General features: G+C 42.7%; 23 protein-coding genes. 9 read left to right on the top strand and 14 right to left on the bottom strand.

The window, feature by feature from the left end; genetic code table 11:
* Positions 1 to 281: 281 nt before the first annotated feature.
* Both E0H94_RS11405 and E0H94_RS11400 read right to left on the bottom strand, forming a co-directional pair.
* Complete coding sequence (locus E0H94_RS11405; protein ID WP_131326645.1) at positions 282 to 707, bottom strand: beta-lactamase hydrolase domain-containing protein; 426 nt, start codon at positions 705 to 707, stop codon at positions 282 to 284.
* Positions 700 to 1,035: a TIGR01244 family sulfur transferase gene (locus tag E0H94_RS11400; RefSeq protein WP_131326644.1), complete on the bottom strand. Its 336-nt coding sequence runs from the start codon at positions 1,033 to 1,035 to the stop codon at positions 700 to 702. The genes E0H94_RS11405 and E0H94_RS11400 overlap by 8 nt, the downstream gene beginning before the upstream one ends.
* 124 nt (positions 1,036 to 1,159) lie before the next feature.
* On the opposite strand from E0H94_RS11400, the gene E0H94_RS11395 reads away from it, so the two are divergent.
* From E0H94_RS11395 to E0H94_RS11385, 3 genes are all read left to right on the top strand, one after another.
* Positions 1,160 to 2,059, top strand: coding sequence for an alpha/beta hydrolase (locus E0H94_RS11395; protein WP_131326643.1), 900 nt, complete (start codon positions 1,160 to 1,162; stop codon positions 2,057 to 2,059).
* Positions 2,056 to 2,481: a thioredoxin TrxC gene (gene trxC, locus E0H94_RS11390; RefSeq protein ID WP_131326642.1), complete on the top strand. Its 426-nt coding sequence runs from the start codon at positions 2,056 to 2,058 to the stop codon at positions 2,479 to 2,481. Before E0H94_RS11395 ends, trxC begins: the two co-directional genes overlap by 4 nt.
* An 88-nt stretch (positions 2,482 to 2,569) precedes the next feature.
* Entirely contained in the window at positions 2,570 to 2,938 is a 369-nt protein-coding gene (locus tag E0H94_RS11385) for an acyl-CoA thioesterase (RefSeq protein ID WP_413773013.1), read from the top strand.
* Between the two features lie 48 nt (positions 2,939 to 2,986).
* Here the strand turns inward: E0H94_RS11385 and E0H94_RS11380 are convergent, their stop codons facing one another.
* Both E0H94_RS11380 and E0H94_RS11375 read right to left on the bottom strand, forming a co-directional pair.
* On the bottom strand, positions 2,987 to 3,484 hold the full coding sequence (locus E0H94_RS11380; protein WP_131326641.1) for a DUF4442 domain-containing protein: 498 nt from the start codon (positions 3,482 to 3,484) through the stop codon (positions 2,987 to 2,989).
* A 34-nt stretch (positions 3,485 to 3,518) separates the two neighbouring features.
* Positions 3,519 to 4,007 carry a YajQ family cyclic di-GMP-binding protein gene (locus tag E0H94_RS11375; protein WP_116760531.1) on the bottom strand — a complete coding sequence of 163 codons (489 nt, stop codon included), beginning with the start codon at positions 4,005 to 4,007 and terminating at the stop codon, positions 3,519 to 3,521.
* Between the two features lie 91 nt (positions 4,008 to 4,098).
* Between E0H94_RS11375 and E0H94_RS11370 the strand changes: the two genes are divergently transcribed.
* The gene (locus E0H94_RS11370) at positions 4,099 to 4,413 is read left to right on the top strand and encodes a rhodanese-like domain-containing protein (RefSeq protein ID WP_131326640.1); all 315 of its coding nucleotides are present in this window, start codon (positions 4,099 to 4,101) and stop codon (positions 4,411 to 4,413) included.
* Positions 4,414 to 4,479: 66 nt separating this feature from the next.
* Here E0H94_RS11370 and mnmC read toward each other — a convergent pair whose 3' ends face one another.
* From mnmC to E0H94_RS11350, 4 genes are read right to left on the bottom strand one after another with little or no spacing between them, the layout of a single operon-like run.
* Entirely contained in the window at positions 4,480 to 6,393 is a 1,914-nt protein-coding gene (gene mnmC, locus E0H94_RS11365; protein ID WP_131326639.1) for an FAD-dependent 5-carboxymethylaminomethyl-2-thiouridine(34) oxidoreductase MnmC, read from the bottom strand.
* Positions 6,394 to 6,426: 33 nt separating this feature from the next.
* Entirely contained in the window at positions 6,427 to 6,927 is a 501-nt protein-coding gene (locus E0H94_RS11360) for a hypothetical protein (RefSeq protein WP_131326638.1), read from the bottom strand.
* A 5-nt stretch (positions 6,928 to 6,932) separates the two neighbouring features.
* Positions 6,933 to 7,235: a YciI family protein gene (locus E0H94_RS11355; protein ID WP_131326637.1), complete on the bottom strand. Its 303-nt coding sequence runs from the start codon at positions 7,233 to 7,235 to the stop codon at positions 6,933 to 6,935.
* Between the two features lie 27 nt (positions 7,236 to 7,262).
* Positions 7,263 to 7,877: a septation protein IspZ gene (locus tag E0H94_RS11350; RefSeq protein WP_131326636.1), complete on the bottom strand. Its 615-nt coding sequence runs from the start codon at positions 7,875 to 7,877 to the stop codon at positions 7,263 to 7,265.
* Positions 7,878 to 7,922: 45 nt separating this feature from the next.
* Here E0H94_RS11350 and E0H94_RS11345 point away from each other — a divergent pair, with 45 nt between their 5' ends.
* On the top strand, positions 7,923 to 8,774 hold the full coding sequence (locus E0H94_RS11345; protein WP_131326635.1) for a PHP domain-containing protein: 852 nt from the start codon (positions 7,923 to 7,925) through the stop codon (positions 8,772 to 8,774).
* Positions 8,775 to 8,809: 35 nt separating this feature from the next.
* Here the strand turns inward: E0H94_RS11345 and E0H94_RS11340 are convergent, their stop codons facing one another.
* The 3 genes from E0H94_RS11340 to radC form a co-directional block, all read right to left on the bottom strand.
* Positions 8,810 to 9,433 (bottom strand): glutathione S-transferase family protein, encoded by a 624-nt coding sequence (locus tag E0H94_RS11340; protein WP_131326634.1) that lies wholly within the window; start codon positions 9,431 to 9,433, stop codon positions 8,810 to 8,812.
* A 90-nt stretch (positions 9,434 to 9,523) separates the two neighbouring features.
* Positions 9,524 to 10,435, bottom strand: a complete 912-nt coding sequence (locus E0H94_RS11335; RefSeq protein ID WP_016166241.1) for a bestrophin family protein — start codon at positions 10,433 to 10,435, stop codon at positions 9,524 to 9,526.
* 75 nt (positions 10,436 to 10,510) lie between these two features.
* Positions 10,511 to 11,203, bottom strand: coding sequence for a RadC family protein (gene radC, locus E0H94_RS11330; protein ID WP_131326633.1), 693 nt, complete (start codon positions 11,201 to 11,203; stop codon positions 10,511 to 10,513).
* A gap of 112 nt (positions 11,204 to 11,315) precedes the next feature.
* Here radC and coaBC point away from each other — a divergent pair, with 112 nt between their 5' ends.
* From coaBC to E0H94_RS11310, 4 genes are all read left to right on the top strand, one after another.
* On the top strand, positions 11,316 to 12,578 hold the full coding sequence (gene coaBC / locus E0H94_RS11325; protein ID WP_131326632.1) for a bifunctional phosphopantothenoylcysteine decarboxylase/phosphopantothenate--cysteine ligase CoaBC: 1,263 nt from the start codon (positions 11,316 to 11,318) through the stop codon (positions 12,576 to 12,578).
* A gap of 150 nt (positions 12,579 to 12,728) precedes the next feature.
* Positions 12,729 to 13,106 carry a cytochrome b562 gene (locus tag E0H94_RS11320; RefSeq protein ID WP_131326631.1) on the top strand — a complete coding sequence of 126 codons (378 nt, stop codon included), beginning with the start codon at positions 12,729 to 12,731 and terminating at the stop codon, positions 13,104 to 13,106.
* Between the two features lie 165 nt (positions 13,107 to 13,271).
* Positions 13,272 to 14,126, top strand: coding sequence for a bifunctional transcriptional activator/DNA repair enzyme AdaA (locus E0H94_RS11315; RefSeq protein WP_131326630.1), 855 nt, complete (start codon positions 13,272 to 13,274; stop codon positions 14,124 to 14,126).
* A complete protein-coding gene (locus tag E0H94_RS11310) occupies positions 14,127 to 14,741 on the top strand; it encodes an alpha-ketoglutarate-dependent dioxygenase AlkB family protein (protein ID WP_131326629.1) in 615 nt (204 codons plus the stop codon). It begins immediately after the preceding gene.
* Between the two features lie 66 nt (positions 14,742 to 14,807).
* Here E0H94_RS11310 and secB read toward each other — a convergent pair whose 3' ends face one another.
* The 3 genes from secB to E0H94_RS11295 are packed head-to-tail and all read right to left on the bottom strand — an operon-like array spanning position 14,808 to position 15,986.
* Entirely contained in the window at positions 14,808 to 15,266 is a 459-nt protein-coding gene (gene secB / locus E0H94_RS11305; RefSeq protein ID WP_116760505.1) for a protein-export chaperone SecB, read from the bottom strand.
* A gap of 39 nt (positions 15,267 to 15,305) precedes the next feature.
* Entirely contained in the window at positions 15,306 to 15,560 is a 255-nt protein-coding gene (gene grxC / locus E0H94_RS11300) for a glutaredoxin 3 (RefSeq protein ID WP_131326628.1), read from the bottom strand.
* A gap of 18 nt (positions 15,561 to 15,578) precedes the next feature.
* Positions 15,579 to 15,986 (bottom strand): rhodanese-like domain-containing protein, encoded by a 408-nt coding sequence (locus tag E0H94_RS11295; protein ID WP_131326627.1) that lies wholly within the window; start codon positions 15,984 to 15,986, stop codon positions 15,579 to 15,581.
* Between the last annotated feature and the right edge of the window lie 88 nt (positions 15,987 to 16,074).

Raw genomic sequence — 16,074 nt, 5'->3', positions numbered from 1 at the left:
TTGTAAGTAGTAAAGTAATTAGTGGTTCAACCAGTCTTGGCTTAAGCTATTTGATTAGCGATGTTGAAAATGAAGCTGCATCAAACTTAACAAGTTCATATGGTATTTCAGCACATTATAATGATGCTCTATAATCCATCTGTATAAAAAACAGCGCTGAAGCGCTGTTTTTTTGAGCGAAAATTTAAATTGATGTTCCAACACTCACCCCAACCGTAGGACGCACATTCATCGAGCTACAAGCAGGTAGGATTAAAGTACAGAGTACAACGATCAATAATTTATTCATGCAATAAACCTTGCTTACGTGCTTCATTAAATAATTCGCTTGAGCGTTGACCACTTTTACAAATCATTAAAATGGGTTTAGGTAGTTCGTTATAGTACTTTGAAAATTCAATGATATCTGTTTGCGTAATTTTACCGTTTTCAATCGGTTGGTAAATGACACTTACATGAGATTGCTCCGCAATATTCCGTAACTGACTGACGGAAATATTGTTTCCCATTTCCTGATCAGGTCGATTCACAATCACAGACTTAAACCCCTGTTTTAACAGTAGTTGAAACGTTTTGTTATCAAGCTGACCAGACACGGTAAGGTTTTCGCTCAGTGCTTGAGGTGTTGGAGTTTTCTGAGCGAAAAGAAATGTACTATTCATCAAAGCACTACACAAAATGCATGTAGTCAAGAGTTGCTTAATCATCCAGCAAATCCATTTGTTTTGCCAGTTGATATAAATTGTTTGAACGATTGCCCGTACGACAAAACATTAAAACGGGTTTTGGGAGTTCATTAAAATGATTGGCAAAAGTACGCACATCAAGTTCGGTTATTTGACCTGCTACCACGGGTTGATAGACATAGTCGAGTCCTGCAGCACGCGCGGCTTCTTCAATTTGAGCACTGGTGGGTTGCTCTGATCCACCTTCCATGTCTGGACGGTTGTTGATAATAGATTTGAATCCTTTTTCGACAACTTGTTCTACATGCTCAGGGCCAATTTGACCTGCGAAGCCTACATTTTCGCTCATTGTGTCACTCCATCATTCAATTAAACAATATATGCTTTATGATAGCATTAAGCAGATTCGACAGTTGAATCTGTTGAAATTTTTATAAATGATTACAACCATAAAATAACGTACTGGAGCGCGTATGCACGCTTACACGGTCGAGCCTTTATATGTCAAAAGTGGTCAGGAAGTTCTTGCAGCAGATTTTTATCGGCCAAAAACGGAACATAAACCAGCTGTTATATTGATGGCACATGGCTTGGCAGGCTTACGCCAGTTTAAACTGGTGCAATATGCAAAACAATTTGCACAAGCCGGTTATGCGGTGGTGTTGTTTGATTATCGCTACTGGGGTGGCAGTACAGGGCGGCCACGTGAATTGGTCTCCATTAGCTCACAGTTAGACGACTGGCGAACGATGATTGCACATCTTCAGGAACGAAAGTCGATTGATTCACGACGGATTATTTTGTGGGGAACGGCACTCAGTGGCGGCTATGTTTTAAGTTTGGCCAGCGAGTTGAAAAATATTCAAGCGGTGATGGTTCAAGTGCCGATGGTTGATGGCAGTGAACTTACCAAACTTTATCCTCTTCCTCAATTATCCAAAGCATTAAAAATGTCCAGTCAGGATTATATGGGGGCGAAAGTAGGGATGAGTACGAAAACCTTGCCTGTCGTGAGTCCAGATGATCTTAGCTTTATGCCGACAGAAGATAGTTTTTCAGGTTATATGTCGATTGTTCATCCAGACTATTTTTGGAGTGGTGAAATTCCAGCCCGGGTCTTTTTTAAGTTGATCCGTTATCGACCAATTCAGGACGTCCGTAAAATTAATGTTCCAGTGCTATTTATAGCAGCCAAAGAAGACAGTTTATTTCCAATCGCTTCGAGTCGTGAAGCAGCCACCAATATTGCCCCATTTGTGCAATATTATGAATGGGAGATGAAACATTTCGATATTTATCATCATCCGTGGTTTGAAAAAGCCATTTCGACCCAATTAGAATTCTTACATCAACATATTGGAGTCAGCTCATGATTATTGTATGCCCATCCTGTTTGGCGAAGAATCGCGTGCCTGAAGAAAAAATTGAAGCCCAGCCCAGCTGTGGTCAGTGCCACCAGCTCTTGATTCCACTAGCTCCCATTGATTTAAATGAACAAAATTTTAGTCAGTTTATCACGCACAGTGATTTACCTATTTTGATTGACTTATGGGCAGACTGGTGTGGACCGTGTAAAATGATGGCTCCTCATTTCGCAGCCGTGGCAAAACAGAACCCTCGCGTGATTTTTGCCAAGATTAATACGGAGGAGTCTCCTCGTTTAAGTAGTGCTTTTCATGTACGGAGTATTCCAACCCTCGTGTTGATGAATAAAACCAATGAAATTGCTAGAATAAGCGGTGCGCTTAGATCGAGTGAACTACAACAGTGGCTGGATCAACATTCAAATGTCTAATGCCTAGTCAAAGCACAATAGGCTTGGAGAAATCGTGTCAGATATTCATGTGAAACCAGAAGGGACTTTATCTCTTCAAACCATTGCGATGCCAGCGGATACCAACTGGAGTGGCGATGTATTTGGTGGCTGGATTGTGTCACAAATGGACTTGGCTGGAGCAATCCATGCAGAACGCTTTAGTAAAGGGCGTTGCGCAACAATTTCAATTAATCAAATGACTTTTCTGGTGCCAGTCAAAGTTGGCGATGTGATTAGTTGTTATACCAAAATTCTAAAAGTCGGCAATACTTCAATTCAAATGCAAATTGAAGTCTGGGATAGCCATGACAGCTCGCGTGAGGCAAAACGCGTCACAGAAGGTGTATTCACTTTTGTGGCTGTGGATGTGAAAGGGAATAAACGTCAAATTCCTGAAGAAGTGAAGCAGAAGTTTATGAACACTCAATCTGCCTAAGCTTAAATAAAAAAACCAGCATGTTGCTGGTTTTTTTATGCCTCTATTTTAAGCCGACTTGCGCTTAGGTAGCCAAGCCCAAAGCATTTGGCATTGAATCGGTTCATTACCAGCATCATCAATGACCGTTACAGGAATCAGTAATTCACCTTTTTCCTGTTCAGCAATCAACTTCTGCTGTTCTGGGCTTAAGCTTGCGGTGGCAGTAAGCCCACCTTGAGCGACTTTTAAATAATCAACATGTAGGGTTTTAATCAGCAAAATTCGCTGATCTGGTACATGCAGACCTGTTAAAAAACCTGTGGCCGTTTCTGCCAACAACGCCATGGCTGCTGCATGTACGCCTTTAATGTGGTTTTGCATATTGCGTTGGTTTTCTATACGTACCACTACATGGTGTTGATCGACTTCCAGATAACGAATATTGGCTGTGCCCACCATCGGCACAATACGACCAAAGGCTTTGCTCCAAAGGGTACTTCGAATCCCTTGCGGGAATTTCGATGTGGCTTTGACCAGTTTGGATAAACGATTACTTTGTGTCATATCATACCTTTAGAGGTTAGGGGATAGCTTCACATTAGTCTTTAAAATTATTAAATTGCAATGGAAGCCCAAATTGTTGTTCACGCAAGAAATTCATGACTTGCTGTAAAGTATCGCGCTTTTTATCAGTCACGCGAATTTTGTCGCCTTGAATTGAAGATTGCGCTTTAATGCCGCTTTCTTTAATGGCTTTATTAATTTTTTTTGCAGTATCAGAGTCAAGGCCATCTTTCAGTTTGATCACTTGAATCACATTTTTACCCGAAGCCGTGGCTTTTTGTGGATCTAGAGCTTGCACATCGACTTTGCGTTTATAAAAATGGTTTTCCAGCATGTTATACACTTGTTCACATTGGAAATCACTTTCGGTGCTAATTTTAATTTCTTTAGACTTTTCATTCAGTTCAATAGAAACATCTTGTCCGCGAAAGTCAAAACGCGTCGCAATTTCTTTTTGCGTGTTCTGAACTGCATGATTTACTTCAAAAATCTCTAATTCTGAAACAATATCGAAAGATGGCATGGAATAGACCTTTACAAAGGGAAAGAATATCTGAGATGCTAGGGATGTTTTCTTCATTTGCCAAGTGTTGTTTACATCAAAGGAGTGCACAATGATCCGTAAACAAGAAATTACAACATTTGAGTTCCCAGACGATGCCGTCATCTGGGATGTCCGTGACGCAAGTGCTTATGCTGAAGCCCATGTTAAAGGTGCGGTAAATCAGCCAATTACAGACTTGTCAGCAGATTGTTTGACTCAGGTGTCTGCGGATCAGACCATTTACATTTTATGTGGTGGCGGAAGTAAGGCACCACGTGCGGCTGAACTTCTTGATGGTTTAGATGATTCACGTGAGTATGTTGTGCTGATGGGAGGTACCCGAGCGGCACGTGATGCAGGCTTACCTTTAGAACAAGGAACCTGATTCAAAAAAGCGCCTTATGGCGCTTTTTTATGGCATAAAGAAAACAACAGAGCACCACGTATCTGCTTACTGAGTTTGAGATGGCAGTGTATTCGTAGCTTGATAATAAGGCTTCTTCACTTTCTGCTTTTTCATAAAACGTTTGATATCTAATTTGCGCATCAGGCTGCTAGGAACTGGACTGCTTTCAGATAAAATCTGCGCGACCAGTAATTCACTACAGAGTGGTGCAAATAAAAAGCCTTTAGAACCTAACCCCGCCAAGCTATAAATTTCTTTGGTCTGATCCAAGCGACCCAGTACGGGGAAATAGTCATTGGTCTGTGCGCGGACGGAAGCGCGACCTTGCCAAGTTGAGGTCGGAGGCAAAGAATGTGCATAACTTGGAAATACACTGTGGATAAGATTGAAGTTATGCACATGGTCTTCTGCGAGAACTTCACAATCATCCCGATTAGGATAAAAGGATGCACCCAGAATTAAATGCTCAGCATCAAGCTGCATACAATAGCCACCATAGCTATAGGCCTGATCGCTAGCAAGGGCTTGAGTTTGATTTTGAACCCAACTGACCTGACCACGAATTGGTTTGAGGAGGGGGAAATTTTCAAAAAAGGCTTGGCTGTCGCGCGCGCAGCACACAATCACATGATCAAAATCACCCAGACACTGATCCTGTGTATCAAAGATCTGGACAGTTGGATTGGCACCGAAGTTTTTGATGGTGGCTTGCTGAAACTGAATGAAGGGGTGCTGTAAAATTTGATCGCGTAACGTATGCGGAGCGACCACACCTGCCTGTAACAGATTTAAGCTCGGAAATGCTGTTGGAATGGCACTGTCCTGTGCTACAGAGGTGCTCAGCACGTGTTCTGGATATTCAGCGGCTAAGCCCAATAAATCTTCCGCATTTTTTAATGCCATCTGATTGACTTGAATCGGGCGAAATGCCTGAAATTGAGCATAGTGGCGCAGTGCGTGTTGCCATGCCAAGGTCATCAAGTGTTCATGGCTTTGCTCAATCGGGCACAATTTAGGATTGAGTAAAGCCAAGGGATTCCCAGAACCGCCTGCCAGTGGCTCACTTTGATCATACAGAGTGACTTGATGTCCACGTTGGGCAAAAGCCCAAGCACAACTTAAACCTGCAATGCCAGCGCCGACAATCGCGATGTGACGTTGCTTAGGCAGCATTGCATCAACTGGATTGGGTGCTGTAGGCGTAGCAGCACTTTCCGATGAGGATTCTGGTTTTAACCAACAGGCTTTCAGCATTTCCCGTTTATGCCCAAAGCCACGTGGACGAGTGATCTGAATACCATGCTGTTTTAGTCCACGTTTTAATACCCCTGCAACGCTAAATGAGGCAAAAGTCGTTCCGTAGTCGGACAGGCGCACGATATGATTCAACACCTGTTCTTGCCACATATCTGGATTACAGGACGGAGCAAAACCATCTAAGAACCACGCATTGACAGGATGAAGTTTTTCCATTTGTGGGAAAACCTGATGCGCATCGCCTAACCACAGATCAAGACTAAAGCGTTCTTCAGGAAAACTCAGGCGATGACAACCTGCAAGCGGTAAAGGATATTGTTGAATCAGTTGATGGGCTAAAGGCTTGAGTTCAGGCCAGGCATTTAAAGCACGAATTAAGTCTAGCTTGGACAGTGGAAACTTTTCCACGCTTATGGCATGTAAATGACTCTGGTTATCGGGACGATATTGTTGCCACATTTGCCATAGCGCCAGAATATTTAAGCCCGTACCAAAACCTGTTTCGCCGATAGAAAAGTATTCATAGTCGCTTAAATTTGCCAAACGCAGGCTGAGATCATTGCCATGTAAAAAGACATGACGCGTTTCTAATAAACCATTGTCTTTAGAAAAATACACATCGCCAAATTGTTTAGAAACGGGCACTTCGATGCCATCGACGAGATCCCAATCGAGATCGGCCGTTTGTATTGCATGTGACAAAAGTAGCAACCTATATGATTTCAGCGTAGAAAATTACCATTGGCGGCGACGTTTAGATTGCGCATAACTGGCAATTAAGAAACCCAAGAGTACGCCAACTGCGAGTGTGACAGCGCCATAAATAAACATCTGCGCACTACGTTCACTTTGTAGCACTTGAACTTGCACACCTAAATTATCATTTTTTAATTGTAATTCTTGGTTTTGAGCCAATGCTTCTAAATTGGCTTTTTCCAATTGTTGTAGGCGTACGGATTGGTCTTTGACCAAAGCTTTGATTTTTAAATCTTGCAAGGCTTTATTTTTGGCAAGTTGTTCTGCTGTAAGGGGTTGAACCTCTTGCGGTTGTCCATTTGGATTCACCGTTGCTACTGCCGGAATCACGCGCGGTTTGTTCGCAGGAAGGGTTTGCGGTGGCGCTGTCGGTGCAGCAGAGGCTACAGCAGGAGCTGGAGAGGTTGGTGCAGGTTCTACCGCCCAAGCTGTAGAACACAATAAAGAAAGACCCAGTAAACTAGGAACAACAGCGCGCATGAATTTTATCCTTTAGGAAACGCTTTGTTAAAAGGTTTAACCTCAATTTGAGCATAGACACCTTCTTTTAAGAAAGGCTCGTCTTGTAGCCAAGTATCGAGTGCTTCACGGCTGTCAAAATTGACAATGATGGTGCTGCCATAAAAACCTGCTTGTGGATTGCTTGGATCTTTAGGCATCGCACCTGCAACAATTAAGCGGCCTTCAGCATCTAATTGCTCTAAACGTGCGAGGTGTTGAGGGCGTACCGCAAGGCGTTTTTCTACAGTACCGTCTTGATCGGTACAAGTCACAACAAATAATGGCATGATGATTCTCTGCGCACGAAACGAATATTAATCTTCGGAAGACTTAAAATGTTTACGTAATACAATAAACTGAATAATGATAAAGGAAAACATCACTAGCATGTCACCAAAAGCGGTAAATTCACCCCAATATTTTCCATTCATAAATAAGAAAGCAAAAAAGACATGTAAGCCAGACATGACCGCAAACATGCCTGCCCAAGCGTAATTGAGTCTTTTCCAGCCCAGTTCACCCAAATTAAAAATGGGGGCAAATAGGCGTTTGATGAGCGGACTACGGTCTTTACTAAAATACGGAGATAACAAGAAAGCACCAGCAAAGACCATATTTAGAATGGCTGCTTTTAGGCGGATATAGAAATCATCACTGAGCATTAAGGTAATGCCACCAAAAATCACCGTCATAAACAACACAATCCACTGTTGTTTGTCTAAACGGAATTTTTGCATGATGAACAATGCGCCATACACCACCAGCATGGAAAGAATTAAGCCCGTTGTTGCCACTAAAATATTATTATTGTCTATACCGCCGGCAGAACCGATCAATTGCAATAAAGGATGCTCGGTATCTTTCGGATCTACAGTCTTATATAAATAAAAGAAAATAATGAGTGGCACAAAGTCTAAAAGTGCTTTCATGTTAGAGTATCTGAATCTGTTTAAATAAATGGCATAGTATAAGTGATGCTTGGCGTAGATTTACATACACATAGTAATATTTCTGATGGAACTTTGTCACCAGAGCAACTGATCCATGCCGCACATGAAAAAGGTATTCATACGCTGGCATTGACCGATCACGATACGATGGATGGTTTGGCATTGGCAGAACCAACTGCGCATGCTTATGGTCTGAAGTTAATCTCTGGGGTTGAAATTTCCAGTCAATGGTCGCGTCCAGCCACAAAAAAAAGTTATAGCGTACATATTGTTGCACTGAATATGCAGCATCCTGAGCCTTTATTGGCTGTCTTAGAACAACAGAAACAGATTCGAGCTGAACGTGGTGCGCAGATTTGTGGTCTGCTGACACCTTTGATTGGTCAGGATATTTATGCAGATGTACTGGCCAAAGTCGAGGGTGAAGCAGATCGCGTCACGCGTAGCCACATTGCGAAAACCTTGGTGGAAAAGGGGATTGTCAGTCGTGCGCAGCAAGCCTTTGATAAATATATTAAAGAAGGCAAGAAGGCTTATGTAAAGTTTGATGGCTTGGGTTTGCAACAAACGATTCAGGCCATTCATGCCAGTCGTGGCTTTGCGGTTTTGGCACATCCTACCCGATATGATTTATCGGCAACCAATGTCCGCTATTTAATTGAGTTGTTTGCGCAGTCTGGTGGGGATGCAGTGGAATTACCACCGCAAATTGACCCACCTGCGACCCGTCAAATGGTGGATCGTATAATTGCGGAACAGGGTTTAAAAGTGTCCGTAGGCAGTGATTTTCATGGTGAAAATATGCCATGGATTAAACTGGGACATACGCCTGTGATGAAAGCAGAACAAGTCGGAATTTGGGAACAGTTTCAGTAATACCCATGTTTTAATTTACAAGCAAACATGCTGAATTAGTTTTGACCGTTATTGCCCCATTTTAGATAAGCTTCTCGTTGACTTAAAAGGTCATAGTAGTTTTTGATATGTGGTGTATCTGGTTTATCAAAAGGCGTTAAATACCAACGTTGTACAGAAAGCCCAATCGGAATATCTGCCAATGAAAACTGCTGACCTGCGACATACGCCTGAGTGTTTGCGAGTTGGTTTTCTAAAATCAGCATCATACTGTTCCATGCTTGAATACTTTTTTCAACTTCCTGCAAGTCTTGGTGCTCGGGAGAGTTCCGAATAAGGTGCATCAGGGCGTAGACCCAACTGTTATTGAGTTCAATCCCTTGCCAGTCAATCCATTGATCAATAAGCGCACGTGTTTTCGGCTCTGTCGGATAAAGTGCTGTGCCAGCATAAGCATTGGCCAAGTAACGAATAATCGAATTAGACTGCCAAAGAATTAGCTCATCATCAATCAGTACAGGAATGGTGGCATTCGGATTTAATTGCAAAAACTCGGATTCTTGTGGGGAGCGAAAGCCACGCCCCCAATCTTCACGCTGGTAAGGTAAATCTAGCTCATCACATAACCAGAGGACTTTTCTAACATTGATGGAATCTGTACGCCCTAAAATTTTAATCACAGCCTGACTCCTGATCTTGGTTTTTAAATATTTGTTTAATCTCGTCTTTCTTTTTCTACAAAGAGGACAGCTGATTTTGAATGGTTGGCTTTATAAAAGATTGTTATCCTGTGCTTGAATGGGCGGTGGAGTCGGCTTACCCAAGGTGCCGAGCAATTCAATTTCAATGGTACGTACCATTGCATCTAACGGTAAATCATTACTTTGTGTACCAAATGGTTCTTCAATTTCTGAACTTAAGGCATCTAAACCCAAAAAGGTATAGGCCAAGATCCCGACCAGTAATGGCGTAGCCAGTCCTAACGTTGCGCCTAAACTAAACGGTAGCATGAAACAAAAGAAATACACGGTACGGTTCAGCAATACAGAATAGGCAAAAGGTAAGGGAGTGGTGGCAATTCGGTCACAGCCTGTTTGTACCAAACTCATTTCCGCCACATGTTCATTCATTTGTGCATAAATAATGTCAGAAATTTCCCCTTCTTTTAAGGCTTGCATCAGTTCCCATTGAATTAGACTGAGGGTGTATTGCGGTGCATTGACCTGTTGATACAGTTGTGCCAACGCTTGCGGGCTTAAACCTGTGGTTTCAGTGAGTTCGGTTGGGTTTTCAGTTTGATGACGCAGTCGGTCGCGCAATACATTAGCAAAGACAATCACATGTTGAATGACTCGCTCGCGCCGTGCCTGCGTCAGAATACGACAGTTACGGTCAAAGTGGCGTGCATTGGCAATTAACATGCCCCAAAGTTTACGTGCCTCCCACCAGCGGTCATAACAAGCGGTATTTTTAAACCCGAGGAAAATAGACAGTACAACGCCAATTAAGGTGAAGCCAACCAAGGGCAGTTCAGGAAAATGAAAATATCCCATGTGCGATACACCACCCACGATAGTAGAAATGAGCATGACCACGCCTAAGGGTGGTAAAACTTTCGGAAGGATTGTACCGCGCCATGAAAATAATAGTTTAAAGACGTCGGGTTGTTCTCGCACAATCATGTGGTGGTTTTCATCATTTATTTTGGATTGATCTTCAGCTGTCGTTTAGGTTTTGTCAATATTGCTTGAAAAGCTTTAAGTGGACTTGATCAAGCCCTGCTCAGCAAACGAAAAACTGCCTGTCGCAGCGATGACACAATGATCCAATAATTGTATTTCAAGCAGTTTACAGGCCTGTGTAATTTGTTGGGTTAAGGCAATATCCGCCGCCGAAGGCAGGGCATGTCCTAAAGGATGATTATGTGCAATGACTATAGAACTGGCTTGCTGTTGCAAGGCGTAACGCAGTAATTGATTTAGAGAGACGGTACAATTATTCAGTGAGCCAAAGAAGAGTTTTTTAAAATGTAGTTTGCGTAACTGACTGTCTAGGCACAGAACGGCAAATACTTCCTGCGTTTCTCCCAAGAGTTCAAAGCGTAGATAGTCAAGTAATTGTGAAGAGTTTTGGATTTCTAAACGGTGTTGTTGTAATTGTTGCGCCACATAGCGTCGTCCCAGTTCTTTCACCGCCATCAGTTGCGAATATTTAGTGGCACCGATCCCATGAAACTGACTGAGTTGGGGGAGTTCAGCATTCAGAATCGGCGCTAGCCCACCAAAGTGACGAATCAGCAGTCGGGCTAATTCAACCGCTGAATGTTGTTTGGAGCCAGAGCGCAGAAAAATAGCCAATAATTCGGCATCTGAAAGGCTATTCGCCCCTTGTTGTAATAAGCGTTCACGTGGACGCTCTTGTTCGGGCCAATGTTTGATCGATAGATTCATTTTTGTTGCGCTTTTTCATGTTTATTATCAAGTTTTAACCCAGTCAATCACTTGGGTATGCGGATATTTAATGCTATTGTGAGCGCCACTGCAACAGAAAGGTATACTGTTTGTGAGCTTTGATTTAAGTGTAATTCCAAATAAAAACATCATTTTGGCTGTTACAGGCGGAATTGCAGCCTATAAAAGTGCCATCCTCGTTCGTCGACTTAAAGATCAGGGATTTAATGTCCGTGTGGTGATGACGCATGGTGCGCAGGCCTTTATTACACCACTGACGTTTCAAGCCTTGTCTGGCAATCCCGTACATACCGAATTACTCGATCCAGAAGCCGAAGCTGGTATGGGACATATTGAATTAGCCCGTTGGGCAGATTTATTGTTGGTGGCACCAGCCAGTTGCGATACCTTAGCCAAGTTTGCCGCAGGTTTGGCAGATGATTTGCTCAGTACATTATATCTTGCGACCAAAGCACCAGTTTGGGTTACACCTGCCATGAATCAGCAGATGTGGGCAGCCAAAGCCACGCAGCGTAATTTAAATACGCTGATTGAAGATGGCGTGCATGTGATTATGCCAGAAGCTGGTTCACAAGCATGTGGGGATGTGGGGTTAGGCCGTATGCCTGAGCCAGAAGATTTGGCTTATCAAGTCACGCAATACTTCCATAAAGCACAACGTGCAATCGCTGAAAAATTTGGTCTATTGGCGAGTAAACATGTGGTGATTACTGCGGGTCCAACTCGTGAAGCAATAGACCCTGTGCGTTATATTTCTAACCACAGTACAGGCAAAATGGGCTTTGCTTTGGCGGCTGCCTGTTATGCGGCTGGGGCAAAAGTGACTTTAATTGCAGGCCCTGTCAGTTTAGATACTCCAAATGGGGTACGCCGTATTAACGTATCCTCTGCGATTCAAATGTTGAATACCAGCATGCAAATGTTGGAAGAAGGCTGTGATATTTTCATTGCCACAGCTGCGGTCGCCGATTATCGCGTTGCTGAAGTCGCTGAACATAAAATTAAAAAATCGGGTGATGAGCTGAATGTCGCTTTAGTGAAAAACCCAGATATTGTGGCGACTATTGCCCAGCAACAAAAGCGTCCGTTTATGGTCGGCTTTGCCGCAGAAACACGTAATGTTGAAGAATATGCAGCAGGTAAGCTGGTCGCTAAAAAGCTGGATATGATTGCTTGTAATGATGTGTCACGTGCTGATATTGGTTTTGCATCGGATGAAAATGCCATGACGGTGTTTTTTGCCAATCAATACCATATGGACAAGCGCGATTTAGAAAAAGCCTCAAAACAAGAGATTGCACAACAGTTGGTAGAAGCGATGCACGATGCATTACAGCATCATCAAGCCAAATAGACGGGTGAAATTTTTATCAAAATGCAACGAATCCGTTGCATTTTTTATGTATGCTAAACAGGCAATGCAAACCGCAGTACAGGATATGTAATTCTGTCTATTTGCCCAAGATAAATAAACCATAGCCACAGTTTTTGATAGGACATCCTCATGATTAAAAAAACTTTAGCCACCGTTGTAATGTTGTCATCTTTGCTCTTAAGCAATACCGTTATGGCAGCCGGTCTAGAAGATGATATGAAAACCCTTGGGAAAAATTATAAAGCCTTCAACCAAGCTTCAACCCCACAAGCTGCAACCAGTGCCTTGAACAATATGCGCGGTGCTGCTGTACATGCCAAGCAATATAAATTGACTGCACATACCGCTGCAAAAGTGCCAAGTTCAAGCGCTTTATTCGATCAAATTATTGTAGAAATTGACAAATCAAAAGCACTTGCACAAGCAGGTAAATTAGATGAAGCGAAAAAGCAAGGGAAAAAAATTGGCGAGTTACGTGATCAAGGTCATAAATACTATGCACATTGATCTTGGGTAATTATCTCAGCGATAGATCTAAAACTGTACCTTCATCGGTACAGTTTTTTTATGTCTGATAAATTAGGGGGGATGATTCAAACTGAGCATGATTCAGATTTTCAGCCACAGCAAGAATTGCTAAAGTGAAAAAGAAATCTGTAAGGATGAATGAATATGTCTTCACAACAGCATTATCAGCGGGTGGCGCAAGCGATTGAGTATATTCAGCGACATTTTCAGCACCAGCCAACGCTAGACGATATAGCCGCACATGTACATTTAAGTCCTGCATATTTTCAGCGCCTATTCAGTGAATGGGCTGGCACCAGTCCTAAGAAATTTTTGCAATATATCAGTGTGGAACATGCCAAGTCGATTTTAACCTCAACAGCATCGCATTCACTTTTAGATGCGACCTATGACACAGGATTATCCAGTGGCAGTCGTTTACATGATTTATTTATTCAAATTGAAGGGATGACCCCCGCTGAATATAAACAGGGTGGGGCTGGATTAAAGATTTTTTATAGTTTTGCAGAAACATTATTTGGGTGCATTTTGGTGGCTTCCACACCAAAAGGAATTTGTACACTAACTTTTGTTGAACAGAATGAGCAAGCCCTGAATGAATTAAAAGCCAAGTTTCCTCATGCTGAATATATTGAACAGACGGATGAAATGCAGCAACGCGCTCTGGCTGTGTTGACGGTGCAACCCAACTCCATACAGCACATAAAACTGCATTTAAAAGGTTCAGCCTTTCAATTAAAGGTATGGGAAAGTTTGCTCAAAATTCCTGCGGGACAACTGGCGAGTTACCGTGACGTAGCATCGCAGATTGAGCAACCCAAAGCAGCACGTGCGGTAGGGAGTGCGGTGGCACATAATCCTGTGGCTTTTTTAATTCCGTGCCATCGGGTTATTCAAGCGTCAGGTGTGCTCGGCAATTATCATTGGGGAACAACCCGCAAGACGGCGATGATTGGCTGGGAAAGTGCCCAGCTTTATGCCAATGTAGAAGAGTTTTAAATGTCATTATTTCCAGTTGAATTTGATGCTAGCCTGAATTTACTGCCCTATCAGGGCTGTGTGCATTACTACGGTCAAATTATGGATAGTGTTTTGGCAGATCATTATTTTCAGCGACTGTTAGAAAGTGTCGCTTGGCAAAATGATCTGGCGGTGATTTTTGGCAAGACCATTGTGACCAAACGCAAAGTTGCGTGGTATGCCGATCAGGCTTTTTCCTATACCTACTCCAAAACCACCAAACAGGCATTGCCGTGGACGCCTGAGCTGTTGGCACTGAAAGCGTTGGTCGAAGCTAAAACGGGTGAGAAATTTAATGCCTGTTTGCTGAATTTATATCATTCGGGGGAAGAAGGGATGGCGTGGCATAGTGATGCCGAACGAGAACTGAAACAGCATGCTGCAATTGCTTCTTTAAGTTTGGGGGCAGAGCGAAAATTTGCTTTTAAGCACAAGCAGACCCAAGAAAAAGTGGAGTTGCTACTGGCACATGGCAGTTTACTGGTTATGAAAGATGAAACCCAACGCTACTGGCTGCATCGGTTGCCTCCAAGCAAAAAAGTGTATGGAATGAGAGTGAATTTGACCTTTAGATGCATGAATGCAGCGCAATAAAAAAGGCTGAATACAATCTATTCAGCCTTTTTTGAATCCATGATTTTGCAATGCAAAGGTCTGGAATTATGCTTGACCTTCAGCCATAGCTGTTTGAGCGCGCTGCATATTTGCTTCGAACTCAGCATCAAAATTGATTGGCGTTAACAGCAATTGAGGGAAGCTGCCTTTGGTAACCATATCGTTCACTGCTTCACGCAAGAATGGGAACAAAATGTTCGGGCAGTATGCACCTAAAATATATGGAAGACGCTCTTCTTCAACGGCATCAATCAGGAAGATCCCTGCTTGAGTCACATCAACGATAAATGCCGTCTCACCCGCATTATTTGCTTGAACAACAACTTTCAAAGACACTTCGAAATGGGTTGGATCAATCTTTTCTGCAGAAGAAGAAAGGTTGATATTGAGTTCTGGCTGCCATTCTTTGGTGAAGACTTGTGCGCCAGGAACTTCGAAAGAAATGTCTTTAGTATAAATACGTTCGAGTGCCAATTGTGGTTGAACTTGTTGTTCTTCGCTCATTCTTAAATCCTTAATATCAATTTGAACTATGCTTTATGGTTAAGCCAATAATCCGTCAAGTTGACCATCACGCTCTAAAGCATAAAGCTGGTCAAACCCGCCAATAAATTGGTCACCAATAAAAATTTGTGGAACAGTACGGTGATTCGTGCGTTGCATGAGTTCTACACGTACTTCAGGCGCTTCATTGGATAAATTAATTTCTTTGTATTCAACGCCTTTACGCTCAAGAAGTTGTTTCGCACGAACGCAGTAAGGACATACAGTTGTAGAATAAATCGTTACTTCAGCCATTAGAGTCTCCTTAAGCAATTATTTCGCTTTTACCAAAGGTAAGCCTTGCGCTTTCCAGTTGCTAATACCACCATCTAAACGATAGCTATCCACATGACCAACTTGTTGCAAAGCTGTCCCTGCGACTTGACCAAGGTTGCAAATAAATACCAATGGACGTTCCGCAGCTTTTAACTCTTCGACATGGCTTGCAATTTGGCTGTAGGGAATGTTACGGCTGCCACTGATGTGACCTTCGCGGAAGTCTTTTGTATCACGTAAATCAATCAACATGGCATTTTTTGCTTTCACTAAAATACCTAAAGACTGTGGAGAGATTTTGCGACCGTTGCGCTGACCTTCTAAAACGAAGAACAACACCACTAATGCCCCAAGTGTTCCAAATAAAAAGGGGTGATTCCCCATAAATTCCAACCAACGTTCCACAAATCACCTAATTACAATTCAAAATTGCCTAGAGTATAGCTCATAAATATGGTGATCAAAATCACCGCTTCAAGGGGAGGACAGACAG

The organism is Acinetobacter sp. ANC 4173, assembly GCF_004331255.1.
GTDB lineage: Bacteria > Pseudomonadota > Gammaproteobacteria > Pseudomonadales > Moraxellaceae > Acinetobacter.
Note: the sequence above shows the minus strand (reverse complement) of the source record. Positions and strands in the feature narration are given on the sequence as shown.

Bases quoted from the DNA above. Each gene is read 5' to 3' on its own strand.
- E0H94_RS11315 (WP_131326630.1), top strand. From the start codon at position 13,272: ATGTCTTCACAACAGCATTATCAGCGGGTGGCGCAAGCGATTGAGTAT.
- trxC (WP_131326642.1), top strand. From the start codon at position 2,056: ATGATTATTGTATGCCCATCCTGTTTGGCGAAGAATCGCGTGCCTGAA.
- E0H94_RS11380 (WP_131326641.1), bottom strand. From the start codon at position 3,484: ATGACACAAAGTAATCGTTTATCCAAACTGGTCAAAGCCACATCGAAA.
- E0H94_RS11335 (WP_016166241.1), bottom strand. From the start codon at position 10,435: ATGATTGTGCGAGAACAACCCGACGTCTTTAAACTATTATTTTCATGG.
- E0H94_RS11360 (WP_131326638.1), bottom strand. From the start codon at position 6,927: ATGCGCGCTGTTGTTCCTAGTTTACTGGGTCTTTCTTTATTGTGTTCT.
- E0H94_RS11385 (WP_413773013.1), top strand. From the start codon at position 2,570: ATGCCAGCGGATACCAACTGGAGTGGCGATGTATTTGGTGGCTGGATT.
- E0H94_RS11355 (WP_131326637.1), bottom strand. From the start codon at position 7,235: ATGCCATTATTTGTTGTGACTTGTACCGATCAAGACGGTACTGTAGAA.
- E0H94_RS11375 (WP_116760531.1), bottom strand. From the start codon at position 4,007: ATGCCATCTTTCGATATTGTTTCAGAATTAGAGATTTTTGAAGTAAAT.
- E0H94_RS11405 (WP_131326645.1), bottom strand. From the start codon at position 707: ATGATTAAGCAACTCTTGACTACATGCATTTTGTGTAGTGCTTTGATG.
- E0H94_RS11350 (WP_131326636.1), bottom strand. From the start codon at position 7,877: ATGAAAGCACTTTTAGACTTTGTGCCACTCATTATTTTCTTTTATTTA.
- E0H94_RS11395 (WP_131326643.1), top strand. From the start codon at position 1,160: ATGCACGCTTACACGGTCGAGCCTTTATATGTCAAAAGTGGTCAGGAA.
- E0H94_RS11400 (WP_131326644.1), bottom strand. From the start codon at position 1,035: ATGAGCGAAAATGTAGGCTTCGCAGGTCAAATTGGCCCTGAGCATGTA.
- E0H94_RS11320 (WP_131326631.1), top strand. From the start codon at position 12,729: ATGATTAAAAAAACTTTAGCCACCGTTGTAATGTTGTCATCTTTGCTC.
- grxC (WP_131326628.1), bottom strand. From the start codon at position 15,560: ATGGCTGAAGTAACGATTTATTCTACAACTGTATGTCCTTACTGCGTT.
- E0H94_RS11310 (WP_131326629.1), top strand. From the start codon at position 14,127: ATGTCATTATTTCCAGTTGAATTTGATGCTAGCCTGAATTTACTGCCC.
- radC (WP_131326633.1), bottom strand. From the start codon at position 11,203: ATGAATCTATCGATCAAACATTGGCCCGAACAAGAGCGTCCACGTGAA.
- E0H94_RS11345 (WP_131326635.1), top strand. From the start codon at position 7,923: ATGCTTGGCGTAGATTTACATACACATAGTAATATTTCTGATGGAACT.
- E0H94_RS11370 (WP_131326640.1), top strand. From the start codon at position 4,099: ATGATCCGTAAACAAGAAATTACAACATTTGAGTTCCCAGACGATGCC.
- secB (WP_116760505.1), bottom strand. From the start codon at position 15,266: ATGAGCGAAGAACAACAAGTTCAACCACAATTGGCACTCGAACGTATT.